Here is a 21,389-nt window from a genome sequence, read left to right as displayed (position 1 = left end):
GGACCCCCTGGGTGGTGCGTCGGCTGCAGGCCGTCGGTGGCCGGTCGCGCAGTTCCCCGCGCCCCTGACGGGGCGCACTGCACCCACGGGCGAAGATCCGCCGGACAGGCGCTGGGCCGTACGTATCCGATGCCGTAGAGGGCGGCGGCCGCGATCACGATTCCGGCGGTCGTCAGGAACGGGCCCGACAGCCCGTCCACCGCCAAGTGCAGCCCGGACAGCGGCAGGACGCCCGGCAGGGCGAGGGACCAGCGGACCCCGCCGCAGGCCGCGATCCCGGCGGCGGTGCCCGCCGCCCCGGTGCCCGCCGTGCACACCCCGGTGAGGACCGTCCGCACGCGGTGCCGGGGCAGCAGCCCGGCCAGCGCCCCGCAGCCGGCCAGTCCCGCGGCCGCGCCCAGGGCGGAGCCGACCGGGTTCACCGGCCGGTCACGGTGCGCAGGGCAGCCACGATCTCGTCCGGGGACGGTGGGCAGCCCCGCACCTTCAGGTCGACCGGCACCACGTCGCCGACGGCTCCCACGACCCCGTACCCCCCGGCGAACTCGCCGCAGTCCAGGGCGCAGTCGCCCACCGCGACCACGACGCGGGGCTCGGACATGGCGGCGAGGGTGCGACGCAGCGGCCCGTCCATGTTGCGGGTCACCGGTCCCGTCACCAGGGCCACGTCGGCGTGCCGGGGGGAGGCCACCAGCCGGGCGCCGTAGCGCTCGGCGTCGTACACCGGGCCGAAGGCGTTGCCGATCTCGATCTCGCATCCGTTGCACGAACCCGCGTCCACGCACCGCACCTGCGCCGACCCGCGCAACTCCCGGGCCACGGGCGGCGCGTCGCCCTGCGGTGCCGGAGGGGCGGGCCGGGCCACGCGGCCGGTGTCACGGATCTTTCGCAGCAGGCTCACCAGTACTCCTCGATACCTGGCGTTCGTACCGCCTGTAACGGCACGACCCCTGCTGCGGGTGCGGGGCTTTTCCGGAATTTGGCCTACCGCGGATGCGGGGGTGACGGAGCCGGGACGGAGTGCCTGCTGCGCGGGGGAGTTGTCAGCGGCCTCCTCCCAGCAGGGCAGCCAGCAGACCGTTGATGATGCTGGGGACCCCGCCCACCAGTCGGCTCAGGGAGTTGACCAGCGGTTGCACCAGGCTCGTCAACGTCCCGAGCAGGCCACCCGCAGCGCCGTCGCCCGGGTGCTCCCGCCCGCCGCTGCGCATCGCCTCGCGGTCCTGGGCGAGGCGGGCCGTGGCCGCGACCGCGTCCGTGGTCGCCCTGGCGACCGCATCGACGTCCGGGTGCTCGGCCGTGGACAGCTGGGACAGCCCGGCGCGGGCCCTGCCCAGCGCTCCCAGGTGCTCCTGGAGCGCGGCGCACCGCCTGCGCTCCGGTTCGGCGCGCTGGACGCGGTTGTTGCACGCGGCCGCGGCGTCGTTGGACTCCTTGGTGATGATGTTGGAGTCGATGGCCTTCATGCTGTCGCCCGCGGCCGAACGCAGGGCCGCGGGCGACGGGACGGGGACGGAGTGACGTTGCTCCGCCACGGGTTTCCGTACCGGGGGCGCGCTGACGGCGGTGGCCGTGTAGTGCGCCGTGCCCAGGGCGAGCGCGCCGCACACGGTGCTGGCCAGGAAGAAGCGGGTTCTGCAGGAGGCACCCATCGACGTACTCCTTCGAGCGGAGGGATCTTTTCGATCACCCTCCGCCGGGCTCCGTAACCCCGCAATCGGGAGCCCGCCATCCGGGGCCGGGGCGGCAGTTGCCCTGGCCGGACGGGGAGTTGGGCGGCGGAGCCGGGTCGCTCGGCCGTCGGTCACCAGAGAGATTTGTAGACAAATGCCGAGCGGCTACCAGTGCCGTCCCCGCGGGATCTCGTCCAGGTGCGGCGTCGACAGGTGCAGGACCTCGTACCGCTCGGTCGCGTGGTGGTCCGGGGCCACGGCCTGCTCCCACAGCACGAACAGCAGCAGCTGCCAGTGCCGGGGGTCGAAGGCGAGGGCGGCGGTGTGCACCCCGTCGGTGCGGGCCAGACCGGCCAGTTCGCCGAGCGCCGTGTCGACGACGGCGGCCGGGTCGGCGTCGTCCGGCATCGGGGTCAGACGCCGTGAGGCCGCCTTCGGCGCGGCGGCCCGGGCCGGTCCCGCCTCGCAGGCGATGCCGGCCCAGTGGTGCACGGGTGGCCGGCCGAAGGACCCGATGATGTTCTGGAAACCGCCGCGGCCGACCAGGAATTCGCTCATCCGCCCGGTGTCGTGCCACAGGTACATCGGTGCGTACTGGTTGACCTGGGAGCCGTCGACGCCCCGCTCGCGGATGGCGTAGGCCTTGAGGCCCAGTCCGGCCCGGTCGTCCAGAATGTGGGCGGCCTTCGCGACCCGGGTGCGGATGGTGCCCATGTCGTAGTCGGCGGGCAGGGTGATCTCGTACTGCTGTGCGTACATGCGGTGGCCGTGTCTCTCGTCGTCGCTCGTCGATTCTCGTCAGCGGTCGTGGGAAGGGGCCGGGGCCGGGATCGTGGCGTGTCCGGTGAGCAGCCCGAGAATGCCGTCGACGGCCTGATGGAAGGGCTCGTCCGAACCGGCCGCGCGGGCCAGTACGTAGCCGCCCTGGAGGACGGCGACCACCGTCGACGCCGTGCCCGCCGGATCGAGGGCCGCATTCAGCTCGCCCTGGTCGCGGGCCTCCGTCAGGAGCCCGGTGAGCCGGCCGCGCAACCATGCGAAGGTCTCGTCGACGGGCCGGCGCAGCTCGGGGTCGGCCATGACGTCGGGATCCTGCGTGAGCCGGCCGATCGGGCAGCCCTTGAGGACCTCGCGCTCGCGGCGCAGGTAGGCGGTGAGCCGCTCCAGGGCCGTGCCCGGTCCGTGGAACTGCTGTTCCGCCTTGGCCTGCATCTCCTCCGCCGAGCGCCGGATCGCGGCGAGCGCGAGGTCCGGCTTGCCGGAGAAGTGGTGGTACATACTGCCCTGTCCCGCTCCGGCCCGCTGCTGGATGGCCTTGGGGCTGGTGCCCACGTAGCCGCGCTCCCAGAGGAGTTCGCGGGTGGTCTCGATGAGTCGTTCCGCCGTGCTCATGATCGCAGTGTACATACTGATAGGTACAAAGGAGGGTGCGGGTCCGGTGCCCTGATGGTTGAATCGCGCCATGGTTGATCCGGACATAGCAGTGGTGCGTGTTTTCGCCGGTCCGCCGGAGCGTGCGGAGGGCGGGAATCCGCTCGGCGTCGTGCTCGACGGCCCGTCCGTTCCCGGCCCGGAGCGGCGGCAGCGGCTCGCCGCGCAACTCGGCTACAGCGAGACGGTGTTCGTGGACGACGTGGCGCGCGGCGCGGTCGACATCTACACGCCCGGCACCCGACTGCCCTTCGCCGGACATCCGTTGGTGGGGACCGCGTGGCTGCTGTGGCAGCGGGGGTACGAGGTGACGGTGCTTCGGCCACCGGCCGGGGAGGTCCCGGTGTGGCGGGAGGAGGGGCGGGAGGAGGAGGCCGTCTGGATCCGGGCGCGGGCCGCATGGGCGTCCGGGCGGCGCACGCAGCAGTTCGCCTCGGTCGCCGAGGTCGACGCGCTGCCCGCCCCGCCGCCCGGCGAGGGCTGGCTGTACGCCTGGGCCTGGGAGGACGAGGAGCAGGGGCGGGTCCGCGCCCGCGGCTTCCCGCGCCGCGGCGACGGCATCGCCGAGGACGAGGCCACCGGGGCCGCGGCCCTGACACTCACGGCGGAACTCGGCCGCTCGCTGGAGATCCGCCAGGGCGTCGCGTCCCGGATCCTGACGCGCTGCCGGCCCGGCGGTGTCGTGGACCTGGGTGGCCGTGTGACATCCCGTGCGACGCCCCTTGTGACATCCCTTGGTTCTGTGGAGACTTGACAGATCATCCGGCGGATCCGGCAAGATCGAACTCATGAATGCGACTGATCTCTCCACCGGCCCCGTCCGGGTGCTCGGCATATCCGGCAGCCTTCGTTCCGATTCCTTCAACACCGCGGCGCTCCGTGCGGTCGCCGCGCTCGCCGGTGCCGAGGTGCAGCTGGAGGTGTGGAACGGCCTGGCCGCCGTTCCGCCGTACAACCAGGACGAGGAGGACGCGCCGCCCGCGGCCGTGCTCGCGCTGCGCGAGGCCGTCACCGGGGCCGACGCCCTGCTCTTCGCCACCCCCGAGTACAACTCCTCCCTCCCCGGCCAGCTCAAGAACGCGCTCGACTGGGCCTCCCGCCCGCACGGCAAGGGCGTCCTCGCCGGCAGGACCGTCGCCGTCATCGGCGCCAGCCCCAGCGGCTTCGGCGCCAAGTGGGCCCAGGCGGAGCTGCGCAAGGTCCTGACCGCGTGCGGCGCCGAGGTCGTCGGCCCCGAACTGTGCATCGCCCAGGCCTACTCGGCGTTCGGCCCCGACGGCCTGCCCGTGAGCCCGGAGCTGCGGACCTCCCTCACCGACCTCGCCAAGGTGCTCGCCGCGGCCGTCCGTGACGGTACGGCGGAGCCCTCCGCCTGAGCCGTCCGCCGCGGCCGTCCACCGGGGCTGCGCCCGCCGCGCGCAGCCCCGGCGCGGCCGGTTGTGCTCCTTGTGCGGGGCTGCCCCCGGGCGCACGGTGGTGGAGTCCCGCGCCTGCCCGGCCCAGGAGGCATCGTGATCCACATCAGCGAAACCCTGACGGTCCAGACGGTCGAGGACTTCCTGACCGCGGACGAGCTCGCCCAGCTGAACAAGATCATGGACATCGAGCTGCGGAGCGCCGCCTGGCCGCCCGCCCGCCAGGCGGAGGTCCTCCCGGCGCCCGTGGACGCCGAGGACATCCTGCAGGTCGCCACCGCGCGGGCCCTGCCGGCCGTCCGCCGGGCCATGCCGTCCGTCAGGGCGGCTGCCGCCTGGGGGTTCACGGAGCTGGGGGAGGGGCAGAAGGTGCCCACCCACCTCGACGGCATCCCCGCCCCCGCGGCACCGCCGCGCCGCATCGGCCGGATCGGCGTGACGATCGGCGACGCCGAACAGGGCGGCCTGTTCTACATCGAGACGACCTCCAGCCCCCTGCCGTGGACCGGTGCCCTGGTGGGCGAGCCCGAGGGCTACGTGCCGGGGACTCCTCTCACCCGCTGCCTCTCGCACCAGGCCGCCGCCGTCCGCGAGCACGCGGAGGAGGCCGGCTGGCTGGAGGCGGCCCCCACCAGCCGCTGGACCGCCCACGCCCCGGCCGGTGTGGCCGTCGCCTACGGCGCGCACCTCATCCACGGCGTGACCCCCGTCGTGCGGGGCCGCGTCCGCAAGTTCGTCACGGACCTGACCGACTGACCGACCGACCCGCTTCCGGCCGCGGTGCCCGACGTGCCGGACGGGACGAAATCCGTATAGTCGCCCATGGCGGACAGATCCCCAGGGAAAGGCGACGGACCATGACCAGCGAGGTGCTCCGCGAGCGGTACGCCCACCGTTTCCGGGCCCACGACGCCGACGGCGACGGATGGGTGGACGAGGGCGACTTCGTCCGGCGGGCGCGGCAGCTCGTCGACGGCCTGGGCGAACCCGCGGACTCGACACGGGCGAAGGCCCTCGTGGAAGGGGTGCGGGACGGCTGGCGCAGCATCGCCGACATCGCGGGCGTCCCTGTCGACGGCCGCATCGACGAGGACCGGTTCGTCGCCGCACTCGCCAGTGCCTACGACTCCGGAATCGTCGCCGACATCATGCGCCCCTCGGTGGCGACACATGTCGCCCTCGCCGACCGGGACGGCAACGGCTATGTCGACGAAAGCGAGTTCGTGAACGCACAGCAGGCCGCCGGAATCGGCGCCGACGACGCCCGCAAGGCCTTTTCCCTTCTCGACCGCGACGGGGACGGCAGGCTGGCCAATTCCGAATGGCAGTCCGCTGTACTGGAGTTCTACACCAGTACCGGATCCGACGTCCCCGGCGTACGCATCCTCGGCATGAAAGCCCGATAGCCGCCGCAGGGCCCGTCCACCGGCCAAAGGGCGCCCTTGAGAAACGGCCCGCCGAGGCGGGATCCTCGAACTCCGTGTTTCCCATGGGGAATCAGGAGGGCCGGCGGGATGACCGCACAGACCGAATGCTCGGACTGGGGAAAGGCCGATTTCCACGCCATCTACAACTGCCCGGACCCGCGCGCCTATTTCAGCACCCTGGCGCCGCTGCAGTACCAGGTCCCGCACCACGCCCAGGCCGTCTTCCGCACCCTGCTCGCCGCCCTGGGCCCGCTGCGCACGGGCGGTGCGCCGCTGACCGTCCTGGACCTGTGCTGCTCCTACGGGATCAACGCCGCCCTGCTCAACCACGAGGTCACCCTGGACGAGCTCTACGAGCGCTACACGGACGGCGGGCTGTCGGCCGTCCCGGCCACCGGCCTCGCCGCCGCGGACCGAGCCTACTTCGCCGAGCGCCGCCGCCCGGACCCCGTGCACATGGTCGGCCTGGACGCCGCGCCCCAGGCCGTCGGCTACGCCCGCTCCGTCGGCCTCCTCGAACATGCCTTCGCCGAGAACCTCGAGGACCAGCGGCCGTCCGAGGCGCTGCGCCGGGCCGTCGCCGGCACGCATCTGATCACGGTGACCGGCGGCCTGGGCTACATCTTCACCCGTACCTTCACCCGGCTCTTCGACTGCCTGCCGGCGCCGCCGTGGATCGCGGCGTTCGTCCTGCGCACGATCTCCTACCAGCCGGTCGTCGACCTGTTCACGGAGGCCGGGCTGGTGACCGAGAAGCTCGCCGGACACACGTTCCGGCAGCGCCGGTTCGCCGACGCACACGAACGGGCCGCCGCCTTCGAGGCGCTCGGCCGGCAACAGCTGGACCCGGCAGGCAAGGAGGACGACGGCTACTACCACGCGGACCTGTATCTCTCCCGGCCGTCCGCCGAGGCGGCGGTGCTGCCCATGAAGGCCTTGCTGCCTGCCGGTTGAGCGTGGTGAGGGGGCCACCCCGCCGACCTGTCCGGCGGATCTTCGCGCCCCGTAAGGGGCGCGGGGCTGTTGACATGTGCGGCTCCGCCGCGTGGGCGCGATCAGCCACTGACGGCCCGCAGTCGACGTACGTGGCCGGCCGCGGAGTTCCCCGCACCCCTCAGAGGGCGCTGACCCCCGCCTCTTCGAGCGCCTTGAGCGCCGCGGAGAGCGAGGCGAGCGTCATTTCGTCGACGACGCGGTCGGTGCTCCGGTCGATCCGGGTCGCGATCAGCCCGATGCACAGGCAGGCGTCGTCGACGACCGTGCCGGTCATCATCCTGAGCGTCTCGCGCAGCTGGGCGTTGGCGAAGTCGCCTCCGGTCGGCGACGGGGAGGCGGTGACCACGCCGACCGGCTTGTCGATGAACTCGCCGCTGCTGACGAGCCAGTCGAGCGCGTTCTTGAGCACGCCGGGCACGCCGTGCGCGTACTCGGGGCTGACGATCAGCACCGCGTCGGCCTCCGCCACGGCGGCCCGCAGGGCGGCGACCGGTGCGGGTGCGACGGCGCCCTCGCCGTCGAGGTCGGGGTTGAAGTGGGGGAGGGAGCCGATGTCGGCGATGCGGGCCTCGGCGTCGGCGAGTTCCAGGGCCGTGCGCAGGACGGTGCCGTTGGCCGAACGGTCCCGCAGGCTCCCGGAGATGGCGGTGATCTTCATGGGAAGCGAGCCTACGGGAGCGGTCTTGGCGGAGAATCACCGACCGCCCGCGGGGCGGCTGCGGACGTCCCTTGACACCCCGGCGGGCTGCCACGACGGTTGTCGCGCCCAAAGCCCCGAGCTCCTTCGGAATCCTTGGAGGGACAGTGACGAAACGTTCATGGTGTGCTGCAGCCCTGGCCCTGGTGCTCGCCTCCTCCGCCGGGGTGACGACGGCATCCGCGGCCGTGGCCACGACCCCGGACACGGTGTCGCACCACTCGACGGCGAAGCCGCAGAGAGACAGACCCGACTTGAACGGCCTGCGTATCAAGGCCGTCAACGGCCCGGCCATCTACCTGGTTCTCGACGGCAGGCGCCACTGGATACCCGACCCGGCCACCTACAACAGGCTGTTCCGTGACTGGAACGGCATCGTGTCGGTCCTCGACATCGGGAACATCACGGAGGGCAGCGCGCTCACCAACGGCGCGTTCCTCGGCAAGGCGTCGAACCGGCCCGAGGTCTACCTGTTCAGCAACGGCGTCAAGCGCTGGATCACCAGCCCGGCGGCGATGGACAAGTACTACTTCGCCTGGAACAGGATCGAGATCCTGACCGAGGACGCGGTGAATTTCGTCCCGAACGGCCCGAGCATCTCCTGACACACCACGCTCCGCACGTGGGGCCCGTCGCAGGTTGCGGCGGGCCCTTTTGCCTGCCTCGAACCGGAATCTCTCCGTCAACTTGCTTGCTCGAACAACCTCTTGCTCGGTCGAGCAAGTGTCCGGTACTGTCTTGCTCATGGAAGCAAACAACAGCTCGGTCAAGCAAGACGCCCCCAGTGGCCGGACGTTCACCGAGTCCGCCCGGAGGGCGCAGATCGTCGCCGCCGCCATCGAGGTCATCGCCGAAGTCGGCTACAGCAAGGCCTCGTTCGCACGCATAGCCCGGCACGCCGGGCTCAGCAGCACGGGGATGATCTCGTACCACTTCGCCGGCAAGGACGACCTCATGCGTGAGGTGGTCATCGAGGTCATGCGCGTCGCCGAGGCTTACATGCGGCCGAGGATCGAGGCCCAGTCCGACTGGTCGGCCCGGCTGCGCACGCACATCGAGTCGAACCTGGCCCTGCTCGTCGAGTACCCGAAGCACCTGCCGGCCCTGATCGAGGTGCTGACCAATGTTCGCGGGGACAGTGCGGGGTTGGGCGAGTTCGTCGGTGCGACGGAGGAGATGAACCGCGTCCTGGCGGAGCGCATGCGTGAGGGCCAGCGGGTGGGAGCCTTCCGGGAGTTCGACGCCGACGTGATGGTCCACGCGATGCGCGGCGCCATCGACGAGGTGGTCGGCCGCGCGTCGCGCGAGCCCGGCCTCGACGTGACGGCCTGCGGCCGGGAGCTGGCGGAGATATTCGACCGAGCGACGCGCAACACCGCGCCGTGACGGCACCACGGACAGATGTGCAGACGGACTTACGCATGACGGGGGAAACAGCAATGCACAGCGAACGGGAGAACGGGCAGACGCTGCAGGCGCAGCCGGCCGGGGAGCAGTCGGCCGCGGTGCGCCGCCCGACGGAGAAGGAGAAGGCCGCCGGCCTGCGCCGGCACCTCGCGCGGCAGCTCGTCCTCGAGCTCGCCCTGCCGCTCGGCAGCTACTACGGGCTGCGCGCCGCGGGGTGGGGGCAGTGGCAGTCCCTGGCCGTGGGTGCGCTGCTGAGCGTGCCGTGGATCGTCCACGGCATGGTCCGGCAGCGCAGGGTCGACGCGACCGCGCTCTTCAGTCTGGTCCTGATGTTCGTGGGCACGCTGATGGCCATGGTGACGGGCGACGCCCGGGTGCTGCTGATCCGCGACAGCTGGATCTTCGGCCTGATGGGGCTGTGGGTGCTCGGCACGCTTCCGACGCGGCGCCCCTTCATGCTCGCCATGGGGCGGACGATCGCCGTCGCGAAGACGGGGGAGGCCGGCGCGCGGGAGTGGGAGTCCCGCTGGGAGCAGGACGAGGCGTTCCGGCGGCACATACGCGTGATCTCGGCCGTGTGGGGTGCGGTGTTCACCCTGGACGCAGGGGTGCGCGTGGTGCTGGCCTGCACTCTGCCCGTCGACCTGATCGTGGCGGTCAGCACCGTCCAGTGGCTGGTGGTGCTCGCCGGTCTGCTGGTCTTTCACACCCGCTACATCACCCGGCACGGGCTGAAGGCGTAGCGGGACCAGGGGGTATGGGGGACATGGGGGACATGATGACGGAAATCGATGTGATCGTCGCCGGCGCCGGGCCCACCGGGCTGATGCTGGCCAACGAGCTGGGGCTGGCCGGAGTCCGCACCCTGGTCGTGGAGCGGCTTGCCGAGCGCAGCGGCCAGTCCAAGGCGCTGAGCCTGCAGCCGCGCACCGCCGAGGTGCTGGAGATGCGCGGCTGGCTGGAGCCGCTGCGGCAACGGGCCGTCGGCAGGCTGGAAGGCGGGCACTTCGCCGGGATCCCGCTGGACTACGAGGCCCTCGGCACCCGCTTCCCGTACCAGATCGGCATCCCGCAGCCCCGGGTCGAGGAGTACCTGGAGCAGCGGCTGGCCGCATACGGCATCCCGGTACTGCGCGGCTGCGAACTGACCGGGCTCCGGCAGGACGTTGACAGCGTCACCGTGACCGTCGACGGCCCGGACGGTCCGCGCTCGCTGCGGGCCGCGTACCTGGTCGGGGCCGACGGCAGCCGCAGCCGGGTGCGCAGGGAACTGGGCATCGGCTTCCCCGGCCGGGACGGGCGCGTCTCCATGGTCGTCGCGGACGTCGTCCTCGACGACCCGGGCGGCATCCTGCCCGAGCAGTGGCAGCTGCCGTCCTTCGAGGTCCGCGACGCAACGGGAGCGTTCCTGCTCCCGCTCGGCGACGGACTGCACCGGATGCTGTTCGGCGGACCGGAGCAGCAGGGCCTCGACCGCGACGCCCCGGTCACCGAGGACGAGGTCCGCGTGGCACTGCACCGCGAGCACGGCGACGCCCTCCGGCTCAAGGCGGTCCGCTGGGCGTCCCGTTTCACCGACGCCTCGCGCCAGGCCGAGCAGTACGCCGTCGGCCGGGTGCTGCTCGCCGGGGACGCCGCCCACATCCACCTCCCGGCGGGCGGGCAGGGGCTCAACCTCGGCATGCAGGACGCCGTCAACCTCGGCTGGAAGCTCGCCGCCTGCATCCGGGGACGGGCGCCGGAAGGCCTCCTGGACACCTACCACTCTGAGCGCCACCCGGTCGGTGCGCGGGTCCTGGAGAACACCCGGGCACAGGGCGTGCTGATGATTCCCGACACCGACGTCCGCGCCCTGCGGGCCATCGTGACCGGCCTGTTGGACACGGCGGAGGGCAACCGCCGCATCGCCGGGATGATTTCGGGCCTCGACATCCGCTACGCGATGCCGGGTTCCCCCGAACACCCGCTGCTGGGGCGGCATGTGGCGGACGTCCGGCTGGCCAGCGGCCGGGGTCTGCTGCTGACCTCCGGTGCCCAGCCCGCCCTGGAGGCGCTGATGCGGCCCTGGCAGGACCGGGTCGACCGGACTACGGCTGACCGGGCCGCCGGCATCCCGGGCGGCGATGGTGCGGCGGCCGTGCTGTTGCGCCCGGACGGGCACGTCTGCTGGGCCGGTCCTGCCGACGGCGAGGGACTCGGTGCCGCGCTCGGCCGCTGGTTCGGCGACCCGCAGCCGTAGCGCCCTGTCAGGGGCGCGGGGCTGTTGACATATGCGGCTCCGCCGCGTGCGCGCGACCAGCCGCAACCGACCCGCAGTCGACGCACTGCCCCGGGGGTCCGGGGCACGGCCCCGAGCATCTCGACTGCGGGCGCGTCGTGGCTGGTCGCGCCGTTCCCCGCGCCCCTTACAGGGCGGGGTGCCGGTCAGGGCCGGGCCGGTGCCCGCAGGGCGAGGACGGCCATGTCGTCGTGGCCGTCACTCGGCCGCGCATCGGCAACGGCCTTGCCCAGCACGTCCAGCGGCCGGCCCGCATGGGCCGCGGCGACCTCCGCCACCGTGCGCAGGGCGTCGTCCGTGTCGCGCTCGGGATGCTCGTACAGCCCGTCGGTGAACATCAGCACGGTCGCGCCCGGCGGCAGGACGTGCCGGTGGTCGTGCCGGGGAAGCCCCGGATCGGCCCCCAGCGGCACGTCCGGCTCGCCCGCCAGGTACTGCGACCGCCCGTCCGCGGTGACCACCAGCGGCGGAGGGTGCCCCGCGCTGCTCCACAGCAGCGACCAGCCGCCCTCGCAGGGCTCGATGCGGGTCACGCACACGGTCGCCATCGTGGGGTCGGCGACCGCCTGCAAGGTGCGGTCGAGCCGGGCGAGCAGGGTGCTGGGCAGGACACCGGGCTCGTAGGCCAGGGCCCGCAGCATATTGCGGATCTGTGCCATGGTGGCGGCCGCTTGCACGTCGTGGCCGAGGACGTCGCCCACGATCATCACCCGGGCGCCGTCGGGCAGTACCAGCGCCTCGTACCAGTCGCCGCCGAGCAGGGCCGGTTCGGCCGCCGGCTGGTACAGGGCCCAGGAGGTGAACGGCGCGAGGTCGGGCAGTCTGGGCAGCAGCAGCCGCTGGAACTGCTCGGCGCCGTTGCGGACCTGCTCGTAGAGCCGGGCGTTCTCGATGGCGACGCCCGCCGCCCCGGCGAGGGCGACCACCACGGACTCGTCGTCCGCGTCGAAGGGCCTGCCGTCCCGGCGGTCCGTCAGATAGACGTTTCCGTAGACGCGCCCGCGCACCGAGATGGCCACGCCCAGCAGGCTGTGCATCGGCGGGTGACCCTCCGGGAACCCCGCGGACCGGGGGTCGGCGGCGATGGAGTCCACGCGCAGTGGCCGCGGGTTGCTGATCAGCAGACGCAGCAGCCCCTCGCCGTGCGGCAGCGCGACCCCCTCCAGCCGGGCCCGTTCCGCGTCGTCCAGGCCGACGGGGATGAAGTCGGCCAGCCCGGCGCCCTCTTCGTCGAGGACGCCGAGCGCGCCGTAGCGGGCGCCGACGAGTTCCATGGCGGTGGCGACGATGCGGCGCAGCACCACGGCGAGTTCCAGCTCCCCGCTGACGGAGAGCATGGCCCCCAGCAGCGCCCGCATCCGTTCCTGGGTCCTGGCGAACGCGGCGAGCCGCTCGCCGAGCCGGCCCGGGTCCGCGTCGTCCGCTGCGCTCGTTGCCACGCGTCACACACTAGCGATCCGGCAGCCCGGCGGCCGGAGGCGGCCGGTCAGCCGGAGGGGCAGTCCTTCCAGGCCAGCCGGTAGATGGTGTTGATGGCGCCGTCGGTGGAGTCCATGGTCACGAAGCTGGTGGTCTTCTCCGGGTCCGAGGTCCCGGCCGCCACGGTCAGTTCCGTGTTGACGTTGAAGTTGCGCTGCTCGCCGCAGGGCGACCACACCCGCTGGGCGATGTCGGTGGTGTCCGTGGCCTGCCAGTTGTCGACGAGCGGGCCCTTGAACGGGTGGGAGGCGACGGAGGTGTCCGCCTGCCCCTGGAAGTAGTACGAGGCCTTCTGTTCGGCCGTCGCGCCGGTCTCGAGGTGCGCGAAGCCGCGGTAGTCGGCGCTGGCGATCGCGTAGGTGAAGCCCTGCGGGACGTGGACGATCAGATTGAGCTGACAGTTCTTGCGGAAGTCGGTCGGCGAGGCGCCGATGCCGACCTGGGCGAGGTATTTGCTGTACGTAATGGTGAAGGCGGTGTTGTCCGGGGAGACGGCGATGGCGGCCGAGCCGGCCGGACAGCCCGAGCCGTTGACGGTCGCGATCTCGATCACAATCTTGTCGGGCGGCACATGGATACCGGCCGCCGCCGCGGGCGATGCATTGGTGGCCAATACCGGGGCGCATAAGGCGGCGAGTGCGCTGCCGGTGGCCAGGAATCTGGACATGGGGCTCCCATGGTGGTCGCGACCGTGCTGCCGGGCACGGCCTGGCTGCGGAAACGATGCCGAGCGGATGCGAACGGAAAATTGAGAGCGCAATAATCCGTATCCGTGGGAATCCGGATACCGGATACGAATGCTTCATCAATTCCACACGCCCGTGCAGAAGTCAATACGGTCCGTCCGCAGGGCAAACAGGAATCGGCCGCTCCGGCACCGGCCGGGGAAAATTGTAGGAACCGTACAGTCGGACCCGGCCCCTCCTGACGGGGCCCGCCGCCGACGGGCCGCGGTGCATCGGCAAGGATGACGAGGTGCTCGCTCCCCTGAACCCCGCGGACCCCGGCTTCGCGCGCGACCCGTACCCGTACTACGCGCAGCTGCGCGCCCGCGGCCCCGCGACCCGCGTGCCCCTGGCCAACGGCACCCACGCCTGGCTCGTCACCGGCTACCGGCAGGCCCGGGAGGTCCTGGCCGACCCGCGCTTCTCGAACGTCCCGCCGCAGGGCGCCGGCCGCCCCAGGCCCGACTCCCCGGCCCGGCGCGCCCGCGGGTGTCTGGCCCGCCACATGCTCAACTCCGACGCCCCCGACCACACCCGGCTGCGCCGGCTGACCACCGCGGCCTTCACCCCGCGCCGCGTCGACGCCCTGCGCCCGCGCATCGATCGGCTGACCGACGGGCTGCTCACGGAACTGTCCGGGCGGCTGGCCCGGGAGGGCACGGCCGATCTGGTGGACCACTTCGCCTTCCCGCTGCCGGTCCTGGTCATCGGCGAGGTGCTCGGTGTGCCGGAGGCCGACCGCGCGGACCTGCGCACCTGGACCTATCGGGTCGGGTCGCCCGCCGACGCACTGGAGGACGGCGCGGCCGACGACGCCTGGACGTGCCTGCACGCCTACTTCACCGAGCTGATCGCGACGAAGCGGCACACCCCGGGCGACGACCTGTTCAGCACCCTCGTCCACGACGCCGACGAGGGCGGGCTGGACGACGGCGAACTCCTCGCCATGGCCTTCCTGTTGCTCTTCGCGGGCTACGAGACCACCATGAACCTCCTCGCCTCCGCCGGGCTCCTGCTGCTCACCCACCCGCAGGAACTGGCCGGCGCGCAGCAGGGCGGCCCCGAGCAGTGGGCCGCGGTGACCGAGGAGGTGCTGCGTCACGCGAGCCCCCTGGAGGGGACGACGTGGCGGCGCACGACGGAGGCGGTGGACCTCGGCAGCGGCACGGTCGTACCGGCCGGGGCCTCGGTCCTCGTCGTCCTCGCCGCAGCCGGACGCGACCCCGACTACTTCCCCGAGCCGGACGCCTTCCGGCCCGCCCGCCACCGCTCCGAGGGCGGACGGCCCGCGCCGCACCTGGCGTTCGGCCACGGCCCGCACTTCTGCCTCGGCTCCCGCCTGGCCCGCCTGGAGGCCGCGGTCGCGCTCCCGCGCCTCTTCGCGGCACTGCCGCACCTGCGCCTCGCCGCCGACCCGGAGACGCTTCCGTACCGGCCGGGCCTGCTGGTCCGCGGCCCGCGCACACTGCCGGTGCGCTGCCACGGCGCCCCGTAAGGGGCGCGGGGAACTGCGCGACCAGCCACGACGCGCCCGCAGCCGATGTTCCCGGGGCTTCGCCCCGGACCTCCGAGGTGGTGCGTCGACTGCGGGCCGGTGGGGGTTTGTCGCGCAGTTCCCCGCGCCCCTTACGGGCGCGAAGATGCGGCCGGCGCCCTCAGGCGCTCGGTCGTCAGTTGCCGGACGCCCGACCGGACCGCCCAGAAGAAGACGCCGAGCGAGACGGCCGCCACGGTCACCGAGTCGTAGGGCGCCGGCAGCCGCCCAGAGCCCTTGAACGTGCCGAGCCACGACAGCAGGGTCAGCACCCCCAGGTACACCACCATCCAGGTCCCCGTGCGCAGTTCACCGGCCAGTGAACTGCCGTGGTCGGGGCGCCACATGGTGACGAAGAGCACCAGCCCGGCCAGCACGAGCGGCAGGGCCAGCCGCAGGTCGTGCCATCCGGACCAGTACACGAACTCGCTCGACACCACGAAGCTGAGGGGCGCGATCCAGCGCAGCCCGGGCACCCAGCCGGCCGTGCCGGCGCCGTCCGGCTCGGCCCGGAACACCGCGACGGCGACGGCCGAGGCCGCGTAGATCAGCAGATACATGTCGCCCATGACGCGCACGATGCTCTGCCAGCCGCCGAACGGCAGCAGGAACAGCACGATCACCACGAGGTTGAGCAGCAGCGCGCGTTGCGGAATGCCGCTGCGCCTGTCCACCTGCATGAAGAACCGGGGGAGCGTGCCGTTCTTGGCGAGCGCGTAGGTGTGCCGCGCGTCGATGGCCACCCCGACGTAGGCGGAACCGCCGGGCGAGAGCACGGCGTCCGCATACAGCAGGCTGGACAACCAGTGCAGGTTGAGGATGAGTGCCAGCTGACCGAACGGTGAGTCGAAGTTGACCCCGCGCCAGCCGTGCCCGAGCAGGTGCTCCGGCACGGTGAACAGGAAGGCCACCTGCAGCGCCAGGTACATCAGCAGGGCCAGTGCGATGCCGGTGAGCACCGAAGCGGGAATGGTCTTGCGGGGGTTGGGCGTCTCGCCGGAGAAGTCCAGCGGTGCCTGGAAGCCGTTGACCGAGTAGACGATGCCGCCCCCGGCCAGAGCGGTCAGGCAGGCCGCGTAGCCGTAGGGCGCGAAGCCGCCGTGGTCGGTCAGCCGCCCGGAGTGCCAGCCGGAGGCGAACAGGGCGACGACGGTGACGATCGGTACGACGACCTTGAAGACCGAGACGAGGTTGTTGAGCCGCGCGAACAGCCGTACGGCGAACCAGTTCAGGGCCGTCAGCAGCACGCTGAGCACGACGGCGACGCCCAGTCCGGAGAGCGTGAGCGTGTGACCGTTGTAGATGCCCGGCCAGTAGTGCGCCATGTACTGCATGATCGCGCTGATCTCGGCCGCGGTCCCGCCCACCGACAGCAGCACCGACCAGCCCACCAGCGTGCCGACCAGCCGGCCGCTGGCGTACAGCGGCCAGCGCACCGTGCCGCCGCCCTCCGGCCGGCTGGCCCCCAGCTCGATCATCACCAGGGCCACCAGCGCGCACAGCAGTCCCGCACCGATCCACGACAGCAGCGCCGCCGGACCGGCCGTCTGTGCCGCGTACATCGCGGCGAACAGCCAGCCGGAACCGACGATGTTGGAGAAGCCGATGGCCGTCAGACCCCAGAAGCCGAGGTCCCGGTGCAGCCGCCGCTCCTGCGCGAGCACGGTCGGCGCGACGCCGTCCCCCGCGACGCGCCCTTCGGGTTCCGTCCCGTCCGGATCCGCCTGTGACATGACACGGCCCTCCTCGTCCCCTGGTTCCGGGCCATGATCCTTCTCCCGCGGAGAGGACGCCAGTGTCAGGGCTGGAGCAACCGGAGTTTGACGACGGGATGCCCTAACCGGCGGACGACGGGCGGAGTTTGAGCCGCACCTCCAGCTCGTGCTCGCCCGGAACCGTTCCCTGGTCCTCCACGTCGAACGCCGCCGCGAGCTCCTGCCGGACCTGGCGGACGGGATCCGCCGCGCCGAAGAGGTCGACGCTCACGGGGGCCGACAGCGCGACCGGGACGCCCTTCGACGGCACGCTGCGGGTGCGGGCGTCGACGACCATGCACCAGACCATACGGCCGGCCGTGTCGGCGGACGCGGCCGTGACCTCGCTGCGCGACTCCGCCTCCAGCTCGGGAAAGGCCGCTTCCAGGGAGCGGAAGACCGCGCCCGCGTCCTCGTGGCCGCAGGCGGTCAGATGCACACTGACGTGGTCGGCACTCTCGACGTGACCCCCGTGATCCGCACGGTCGTGGACGCTCATGACCCGGTGCTCCTGTCGTGGCGGCAGTGTCACTGTCGACCGTACGAGACGCCGGGCCGACCGGCACCAGCACCAGGGCCAACCGGGCCCTTCCCGCCCGGCCACCCCCGGCGGAAGACTTCCGTCAAGATCATTACGAGACAGCAGGATTGGCGCCCGAACCGGTTCTGGGGCGAAGGTCCTTGCGGCTACAACGTGATCGTCAAGCAGCGCTGCTGCCCGTTCCCCACAAGGGAGAGACCATGAAGCGGATCCGTACGGCCGTCATCACGGCCGTAGCGGTCTTCGCCATCGCCCAGCCGTCCTTCCCCGCCGCAGCGGCGGGCGGCGACGGCTGGACCCTGCCGGCCTGCAACCGGGTCACCGGCGACGGGGCCGTCACCTTCACCACCGACGACGGCAGGACCCTCGCTCCCACCACCGGCACCCTCCGGCAGACCGGCTACACGCACGGCCTGGTGGCCCTGGAGACCGCCGACACGCTGCTCGCCACGCACAACAGCACCCTGCAGATGTCGGCCGACGCCGGCTGCACCTGGACCCCGGTCGCCACGCTCGCCAGCAGCTCCAGCCGGCTCACCGCGGCCCGCGGGGACCGCGCCTTCGCCTGGGAGCCGAACGGGCGCCACCTCGCCCGCGTGGACGGCCGCACCGTCACCGCGCTGAAGCCGCCCACGACCGCCATCACCGGCCTGGGCACCGACCGCGCCCACCCGGACCACGTGCGCCTCGCCGGCAAGGACGGGTGGCTGTACGACTCGACGGACGCGGGCGCGAGCTGGCGGCGCACCGGAACCCTGGCCTTCCCCCGGGGGACGGGCATCTACTCCGTCGCCTTCGACCCCGCGGACCCCGACCACGCGGTCGTGGGCGCCATGGTGCGCGGCGGCGCGGTGACCACCGACGGCGGCGCCACCTGGAGCCCCGTCACCGGCCTGTCGGGCACCGCGGGCGGCTCCGCGAACCTCTTCCGCGCTGCGGTCTCGCCCGCCGACCCCTCCGTGGTCTACGCGCTGGGCATCGACCTCGTCGAGGCCGCCCCGGGCGCGGCCACCGAGGGCCGCCACCTGTACCGGTCGACCGACGGCGGCCGCACCTTCGCCAAGGCCGTCGACGACTCGGGGGCGACGAAGCTGACCAACAGCACCCTGCTCGCCCCGAGCCCCGCCGACCCGGACGTCCTGTACTTCGAGTTCGGCACCTGGTTCCAGGGCGAGGGGACGGATCTGTTCCGCTTCGACGCCGCCACGGGCACGGTCACCAAGACCCACAACCGCTACGACGGCATTTCCGCCATCGCCTTCCACCCGGCCCGGCCGAATGTGATGTACCTGGGGGTCGAGGAAGTGCGCGTGGACGAGCGGCCGTAGGGGCCGTACGCGGCGCGCGTGTCGCGCACTCGTTCGGCTGAGTTCCGCGGCCCGGCCGATTGCGGCGCGCCCTGCGCGGTAGCGATGAAGTGCCGACCGGCTCGCGGCCGCCCATGGCCGCACCGGTGCGGCACTCCCGCCGTCCCGGAAAGGCAGGCCCTCCATGCCGATGCGTCGTCCGCTGCGCACCGTCCTCCCGGTCGTCCTGGCGGCAGGACTGACCGGCACAGGGCTCACCGTGGCCCCGCCCGTCTCCGCCGCCCGCACGACCGGCCCGCGGACGGGCCATGCGGTCACCCGGGCCGTCATGGGCGGGATCGTGCGCGGCGGGGTGCCCGGTGTACTGGGCCAGGCCAGGGAGGGCGGGCACGTGTGGAACGCCTCGTCCGGGCTCGCGGACACCGGGCGGGCCCGGGCCCCGCGGCCCGGCGACCGCTTCCGCATCGGCAGCAACACCAAGACCTTCGTCGCCACCGTCGTGCTGCAGCTGGAGGCCGAGCACCGGCTCGCCCTCGGGGACACGGTGGAGCACTGGCTGCCGGGCGTGGTCCACGGCAACGGCCACGACGGCAGCCGCATCACCGTCCGCCAACTCCTCAACCACACCAGCGGAATCTACGACTACACCACCGATCCCGCCCTCGCCGCCAAGGCGTTCGGCAGGGACTTCCTCCGCCACCGCTTCGACACCTACCGGCCCCGGGACCTCGTCCGGACCGCCATGGCGCACCGGCCGGTCTTCGCGCCGGGCGCCGGATGGAGCTACTCCAACACCAACTACATCCTGGCCGGGATGATCATCGAGAAGGCGACGGGCCACTCGTACGCGACCGAGATCCGAAGACGCGTCATCCGACCGCTCCGCCTGCACGCCACCACCGTCCCCGGCACCTCGCCCCGCATCCCCCGCCCCGTCGAGCGCGGATACCTGAGACTCCCCGGCGAGCCTCCCGGCACCGCCCTGCACGACGTCACGGCGATGAACCCCAGCGTCGCCGGGGCGGCGGGCGGGATGATCTCGTCGGTGGGCGACCTCCAGTCCTTCTACCGCGCACTGCTGCACGGCCGGCTGCTGCCCGGGCGCCAGCTCGGGGAGATGCTCACGACCGTGGACACCGGGGTCCGGGAGATCGGGCGGTACGGGCTGGGCATCGACGAGCAGCGGCTCTCCTGCGGCACGACGGTGTGGGGCCACGGCGGCGGCATCCCCGGATTCCTCTCCCTGGTGAACAGCACGCGCGACGCCGGCCACACCGCGGCGTTCAGCATCAACGCCTACGGCTTCGCCTTCGACCTGCTCGCCCTGCTCGAAGCGGAGTTCTGCGGCAAGGCCCCGGCCCCGCAGGCGCGGGCCGTCTCCGGCGCACCGGCGCCCGGATTCCGCTGAGGCCGCCCCCATGCCCCGCACACCGGCCCGCTGCTACCACTTCATCAGCCACCGCACCATCCGCGCCGCCCTGGGGGACCGCCCCCGCCGCGACGTGCGCTGGATCCCTGCACGCCCGGGAACGGTGTGCGCCGAGATCGGCAGCGGCGGCGGCTTCTACACCGCGGAACTGGCCCGCCACCTGGGCCCGCAGAGCCTGCTCGTGGCCCTGGACCCGGCCGCGGCGGACACCCCGCACGAGCCGCCCGCCGCACCGGGCGCCCGCACCGCGTACATCGCCGGGGACGGCTGTGCCCTGCCCTTCGCCACAGCCTCCCTCGACGCCCTCCTCTACAGCTACAGCCTGGAGGAAATGCCCGACGCGCGGGCCGCGTTGACCGAGGCCGAACGCGTGCTGCGCCCGGGCGGCCAGGTGGTGCTGTTCCTGTGGCGGCCCGTGCTCCACGCCCGGCGCGCCGCGTCCGTCCTCGCCCTGTGCCGCGAGCGGTTCGAGGTGGTGCGGGCGGAGCGCGGGATGCAGAACCTGCGGCTGGCCTGCCGGAAGCCGTGACCGGCCGCTGCGGCCGCTGCGGTCACGACACGCCGCAGTCCTGCAGGTCGCCGGTGTACTCGGTGATGTCGGGATCCCAGATGTAGCCGGCGCTGTTGGCCCACTGGACCCCGTTGCGCCCGGGCCGTTCGATACCGAGCACCAGCCGCTTGCCGTTGTTGTCGTTGATCTTGCAGACCCCGGCGACGTCGTCGCCGGCCCACGCGGTGCCGACCTGCGGGGTGCTCAGACCGGGACCGGAGTACATGGCGGTGTCGACCCGGGGGTGGACGCCCTTGCCGTAGCCGTTGCAGCTCGGCAGATCGCCGGTGTACTCGACGATGTCGAGGTCCCAGAGGTAACCGGCGGTGTTGGCCCACTGGACGCCGTTGCGCCCCGGCCGCTCGATGCCCAGCACCAGACGCTTGCCGTTGTTGTCCAGGACCTGGCAGATGCCGGCCACGTTGTCGCCGGCCCACGCCGTGCCGATCTGCGGGGTGCTCAGGCCGGGGCCGAAGTAGATGCCGGTGTCGACCCTGGTGTGGATCTCCCGGCCGGCACCGGTGATCCGGGCTGCCGACGCCGGTGTCCCGGCGCCGTGCTGCGCCGCCGATGTCGATGCCGATGCCGGTACGGCCATGGCCATGGTCAGGGCCGCGCACGCCGCAACGGCGACGGACAGCCATCGCCGCCGCCTCACCGCGCCTGGAGACGATCGTCTTCGGCCCGGCGGATTTCATGGCCTCGATCAACATGAAGTCGCTCGTGGCGGCTGTTCGCCGACCACG

Annotated in this window: 23 protein-coding genes and 2 pseudogenes; 14 read left to right on the top strand and 11 right to left on the bottom strand. The window is 72.5% G+C overall.

Annotated elements, in window-relative coordinates:
* The 5 genes and pseudogenes from ACWD4B_RS30695 to ACWD4B_RS30675 all read right to left on the bottom strand — a co-directional run.
* Window positions 1-422, bottom strand: a pseudogene (locus tag ACWD4B_RS30695) (hypothetical protein); the annotation flags it as partial.
* Window positions 419-901 carry an NADH-quinone oxidoreductase subunit B family protein gene (locus ACWD4B_RS30690; protein ID WP_336415860.1) on the bottom strand — a complete coding sequence of 161 codons (483 nt, stop codon included), beginning with the start codon at window positions 899-901 and terminating at the stop codon, window positions 419-421. The gene ACWD4B_RS30690 and the pseudogene ACWD4B_RS30695, both read right to left, overlap by 4 nt.
* Before the next feature lie 142 nt (window positions 902-1,043).
* A complete protein-coding gene (locus ACWD4B_RS30685) occupies window positions 1,044-1,652 on the bottom strand; it encodes a hypothetical protein (protein ID WP_451423819.1) in 609 nt (202 codons plus the stop codon).
* Window positions 1,653-1,838: 186 nt separating this feature from the next.
* Entirely contained in the window at window positions 1,839-2,432 is a 594-nt protein-coding gene (locus ACWD4B_RS30680) for a DUF4865 family protein (RefSeq protein ID WP_451423818.1), read from the bottom strand.
* Window positions 2,433-2,471: 39 nt separating this feature from the next.
* On the bottom strand, window positions 2,472-3,065 hold the full coding sequence (locus tag ACWD4B_RS30675; protein ID WP_451423817.1) for a TetR/AcrR family transcriptional regulator: 594 nt from the start codon (window positions 3,063-3,065) through the stop codon (window positions 2,472-2,474).
* A 70-nt stretch (window positions 3,066-3,135) separates the two neighbouring features.
* Here ACWD4B_RS30675 and ACWD4B_RS30670 point away from each other — a divergent pair, with 70 nt between their 5' ends.
* The 5 genes from ACWD4B_RS30670 (at window position 3,136) to ACWD4B_RS30650 (ending at window position 6,900) form a co-directional block, all read left to right on the top strand.
* Window positions 3,136-3,858 (top strand): PhzF family phenazine biosynthesis protein, encoded by a 723-nt coding sequence (locus ACWD4B_RS30670; RefSeq protein ID WP_451423816.1) that lies wholly within the window; start codon window positions 3,136-3,138, stop codon window positions 3,856-3,858.
* Window positions 3,859-3,892: 34 nt separating this feature from the next.
* On the top strand, window positions 3,893-4,480 hold the full coding sequence (locus tag ACWD4B_RS30665) for an NADPH-dependent FMN reductase (protein ID WP_451423815.1): 588 nt from the start codon (window positions 3,893-3,895) through the stop codon (window positions 4,478-4,480).
* A 135-nt stretch (window positions 4,481-4,615) separates the two neighbouring features.
* Window positions 4,616-5,275 carry a hypothetical protein gene (locus ACWD4B_RS30660; protein ID WP_451423814.1) on the top strand — a complete coding sequence of 220 codons (660 nt, stop codon included), beginning with the start codon at window positions 4,616-4,618 and terminating at the stop codon, window positions 5,273-5,275.
* A 101-nt stretch (window positions 5,276-5,376) separates the two neighbouring features.
* Complete coding sequence (locus ACWD4B_RS30655) at window positions 5,377-5,925, top strand: EF-hand domain-containing protein (protein WP_451423813.1); 549 nt, start codon at window positions 5,377-5,379, stop codon at window positions 5,923-5,925.
* Window positions 5,926-6,033: 108 nt separating this feature from the next.
* On the top strand, window positions 6,034-6,900 hold the full coding sequence (locus ACWD4B_RS30650) for a hypothetical protein (RefSeq protein WP_451423812.1): 867 nt from the start codon (window positions 6,034-6,036) through the stop codon (window positions 6,898-6,900).
* Between the two features lie 160 nt (window positions 6,901-7,060).
* Here ACWD4B_RS30650 and ACWD4B_RS30645 read toward each other — a convergent pair whose 3' ends face one another.
* Window positions 7,061-7,600 (bottom strand): NADPH-dependent FMN reductase, encoded by a 540-nt coding sequence (locus ACWD4B_RS30645; protein WP_451423811.1) that lies wholly within the window; start codon window positions 7,598-7,600, stop codon window positions 7,061-7,063.
* A 146-nt stretch (window positions 7,601-7,746) separates the two neighbouring features.
* On the opposite strand from ACWD4B_RS30645, the gene ACWD4B_RS30640 reads away from it, so the two are divergent.
* From ACWD4B_RS30640 to ACWD4B_RS30625, 4 genes are all read left to right on the top strand, one after another.
* Entirely contained in the window at window positions 7,747-8,244 is a 498-nt protein-coding gene (locus ACWD4B_RS30640; RefSeq protein WP_451423810.1) for a hypothetical protein, read from the top strand.
* Between the two features lie 139 nt (window positions 8,245-8,383).
* Window positions 8,384-9,025, top strand: coding sequence for a TetR/AcrR family transcriptional regulator (locus ACWD4B_RS30635; RefSeq protein ID WP_451423809.1), 642 nt, complete (start codon window positions 8,384-8,386; stop codon window positions 9,023-9,025).
* Window positions 9,026-9,078: 53 nt separating this feature from the next.
* Window positions 9,079-9,789, top strand: a complete 711-nt coding sequence (locus ACWD4B_RS30630) for a VC0807 family protein (protein WP_451423808.1) — start codon at window positions 9,079-9,081, stop codon at window positions 9,787-9,789.
* Between the two features lie 32 nt (window positions 9,790-9,821).
* Window positions 9,822-11,285: an FAD-dependent monooxygenase gene (locus tag ACWD4B_RS30625; RefSeq protein ID WP_451423807.1), complete on the top strand. Its 1,464-nt coding sequence runs from the start codon at window positions 9,822-9,824 to the stop codon at window positions 11,283-11,285.
* Window positions 11,286-11,470: 185 nt separating this feature from the next.
* Here ACWD4B_RS30625 and ACWD4B_RS30620 read toward each other — a convergent pair whose 3' ends face one another.
* Window positions 11,471-12,763 carry a PP2C family protein-serine/threonine phosphatase gene (locus ACWD4B_RS30620; protein WP_451423806.1) on the bottom strand — a complete coding sequence of 431 codons (1,293 nt, stop codon included), beginning with the start codon at window positions 12,761-12,763 and terminating at the stop codon, window positions 11,471-11,473.
* Window positions 12,764-12,810: 47 nt separating this feature from the next.
* Window positions 12,811-13,470: a DUF4360 domain-containing protein gene (locus tag ACWD4B_RS30615; protein ID WP_451423805.1), complete on the bottom strand. Its 660-nt coding sequence runs from the start codon at window positions 13,468-13,470 to the stop codon at window positions 12,811-12,813.
* Between the two features lie 308 nt (window positions 13,471-13,778).
* Here ACWD4B_RS30615 and ACWD4B_RS30610 point away from each other — a divergent pair, with 308 nt between their 5' ends.
* Entirely contained in the window at window positions 13,779-15,023 is a 1,245-nt protein-coding gene (locus ACWD4B_RS30610) for a cytochrome P450 family protein (RefSeq protein WP_451423804.1), read from the top strand.
* Between the two features lie 131 nt (window positions 15,024-15,154).
* Here the strand turns inward: ACWD4B_RS30610 and ACWD4B_RS30605 are convergent, their stop codons facing one another.
* Window positions 15,155-16,795, bottom strand: a complete 1,641-nt coding sequence (locus ACWD4B_RS30605) for an APC family permease (RefSeq protein WP_451423803.1) — start codon at window positions 16,793-16,795, stop codon at window positions 15,155-15,157.
* Between the two features lie 103 nt (window positions 16,796-16,898).
* Window positions 16,899-17,315: a hypothetical protein gene (locus ACWD4B_RS30600; RefSeq protein WP_451423802.1), complete on the bottom strand. Its 417-nt coding sequence runs from the start codon at window positions 17,313-17,315 to the stop codon at window positions 16,899-16,901.
* A gap of 242 nt (window positions 17,316-17,557) precedes the next feature.
* Between ACWD4B_RS30600 and ACWD4B_RS30595 the strand changes: the two genes are divergently transcribed.
* From ACWD4B_RS30595 to ACWD4B_RS30585, 3 genes are all read left to right on the top strand, one after another.
* Window positions 17,558-18,685 (top strand): WD40/YVTN/BNR-like repeat-containing protein, encoded by a 1,128-nt coding sequence (locus ACWD4B_RS30595; RefSeq protein WP_451423801.1) that lies wholly within the window; start codon window positions 17,558-17,560, stop codon window positions 18,683-18,685.
* Between the two features lie 163 nt (window positions 18,686-18,848).
* Complete coding sequence (locus ACWD4B_RS30590) at window positions 18,849-20,072, top strand: serine hydrolase domain-containing protein (protein WP_451423800.1); 1,224 nt, start codon at window positions 18,849-18,851, stop codon at window positions 20,070-20,072.
* Between the two features lie 10 nt (window positions 20,073-20,082).
* Window positions 20,083-20,622, top strand: coding sequence for a class I SAM-dependent methyltransferase (locus ACWD4B_RS30585; protein ID WP_451423799.1), 540 nt, complete (start codon window positions 20,083-20,085; stop codon window positions 20,620-20,622).
* 22 nt (window positions 20,623-20,644) lie between these two features.
* Here the strand turns inward: ACWD4B_RS30585 and ACWD4B_RS30580 are convergent, their stop codons facing one another.
* On the bottom strand, window positions 20,645-21,301 hold the full coding sequence (locus ACWD4B_RS30580; protein ID WP_451423820.1) for a hypothetical protein: 657 nt from the start codon (window positions 21,299-21,301) through the stop codon (window positions 20,645-20,647).
* Between ACWD4B_RS30580 and ACWD4B_RS30575 the strand changes: the two are divergent.
* Window positions 21,286-21,389, top strand: a pseudogene (locus ACWD4B_RS30575) (CoA ester lyase); the annotation flags it as partial. The gene ACWD4B_RS30580 and the pseudogene ACWD4B_RS30575 overlap by 16 nt on opposite strands.

Source organism: Streptomyces sp. NPDC002536, from assembly GCF_053594995.1.
Note: the sequence above shows the minus strand (reverse complement) of the source record. Positions and strands in the feature narration are given on the sequence as shown.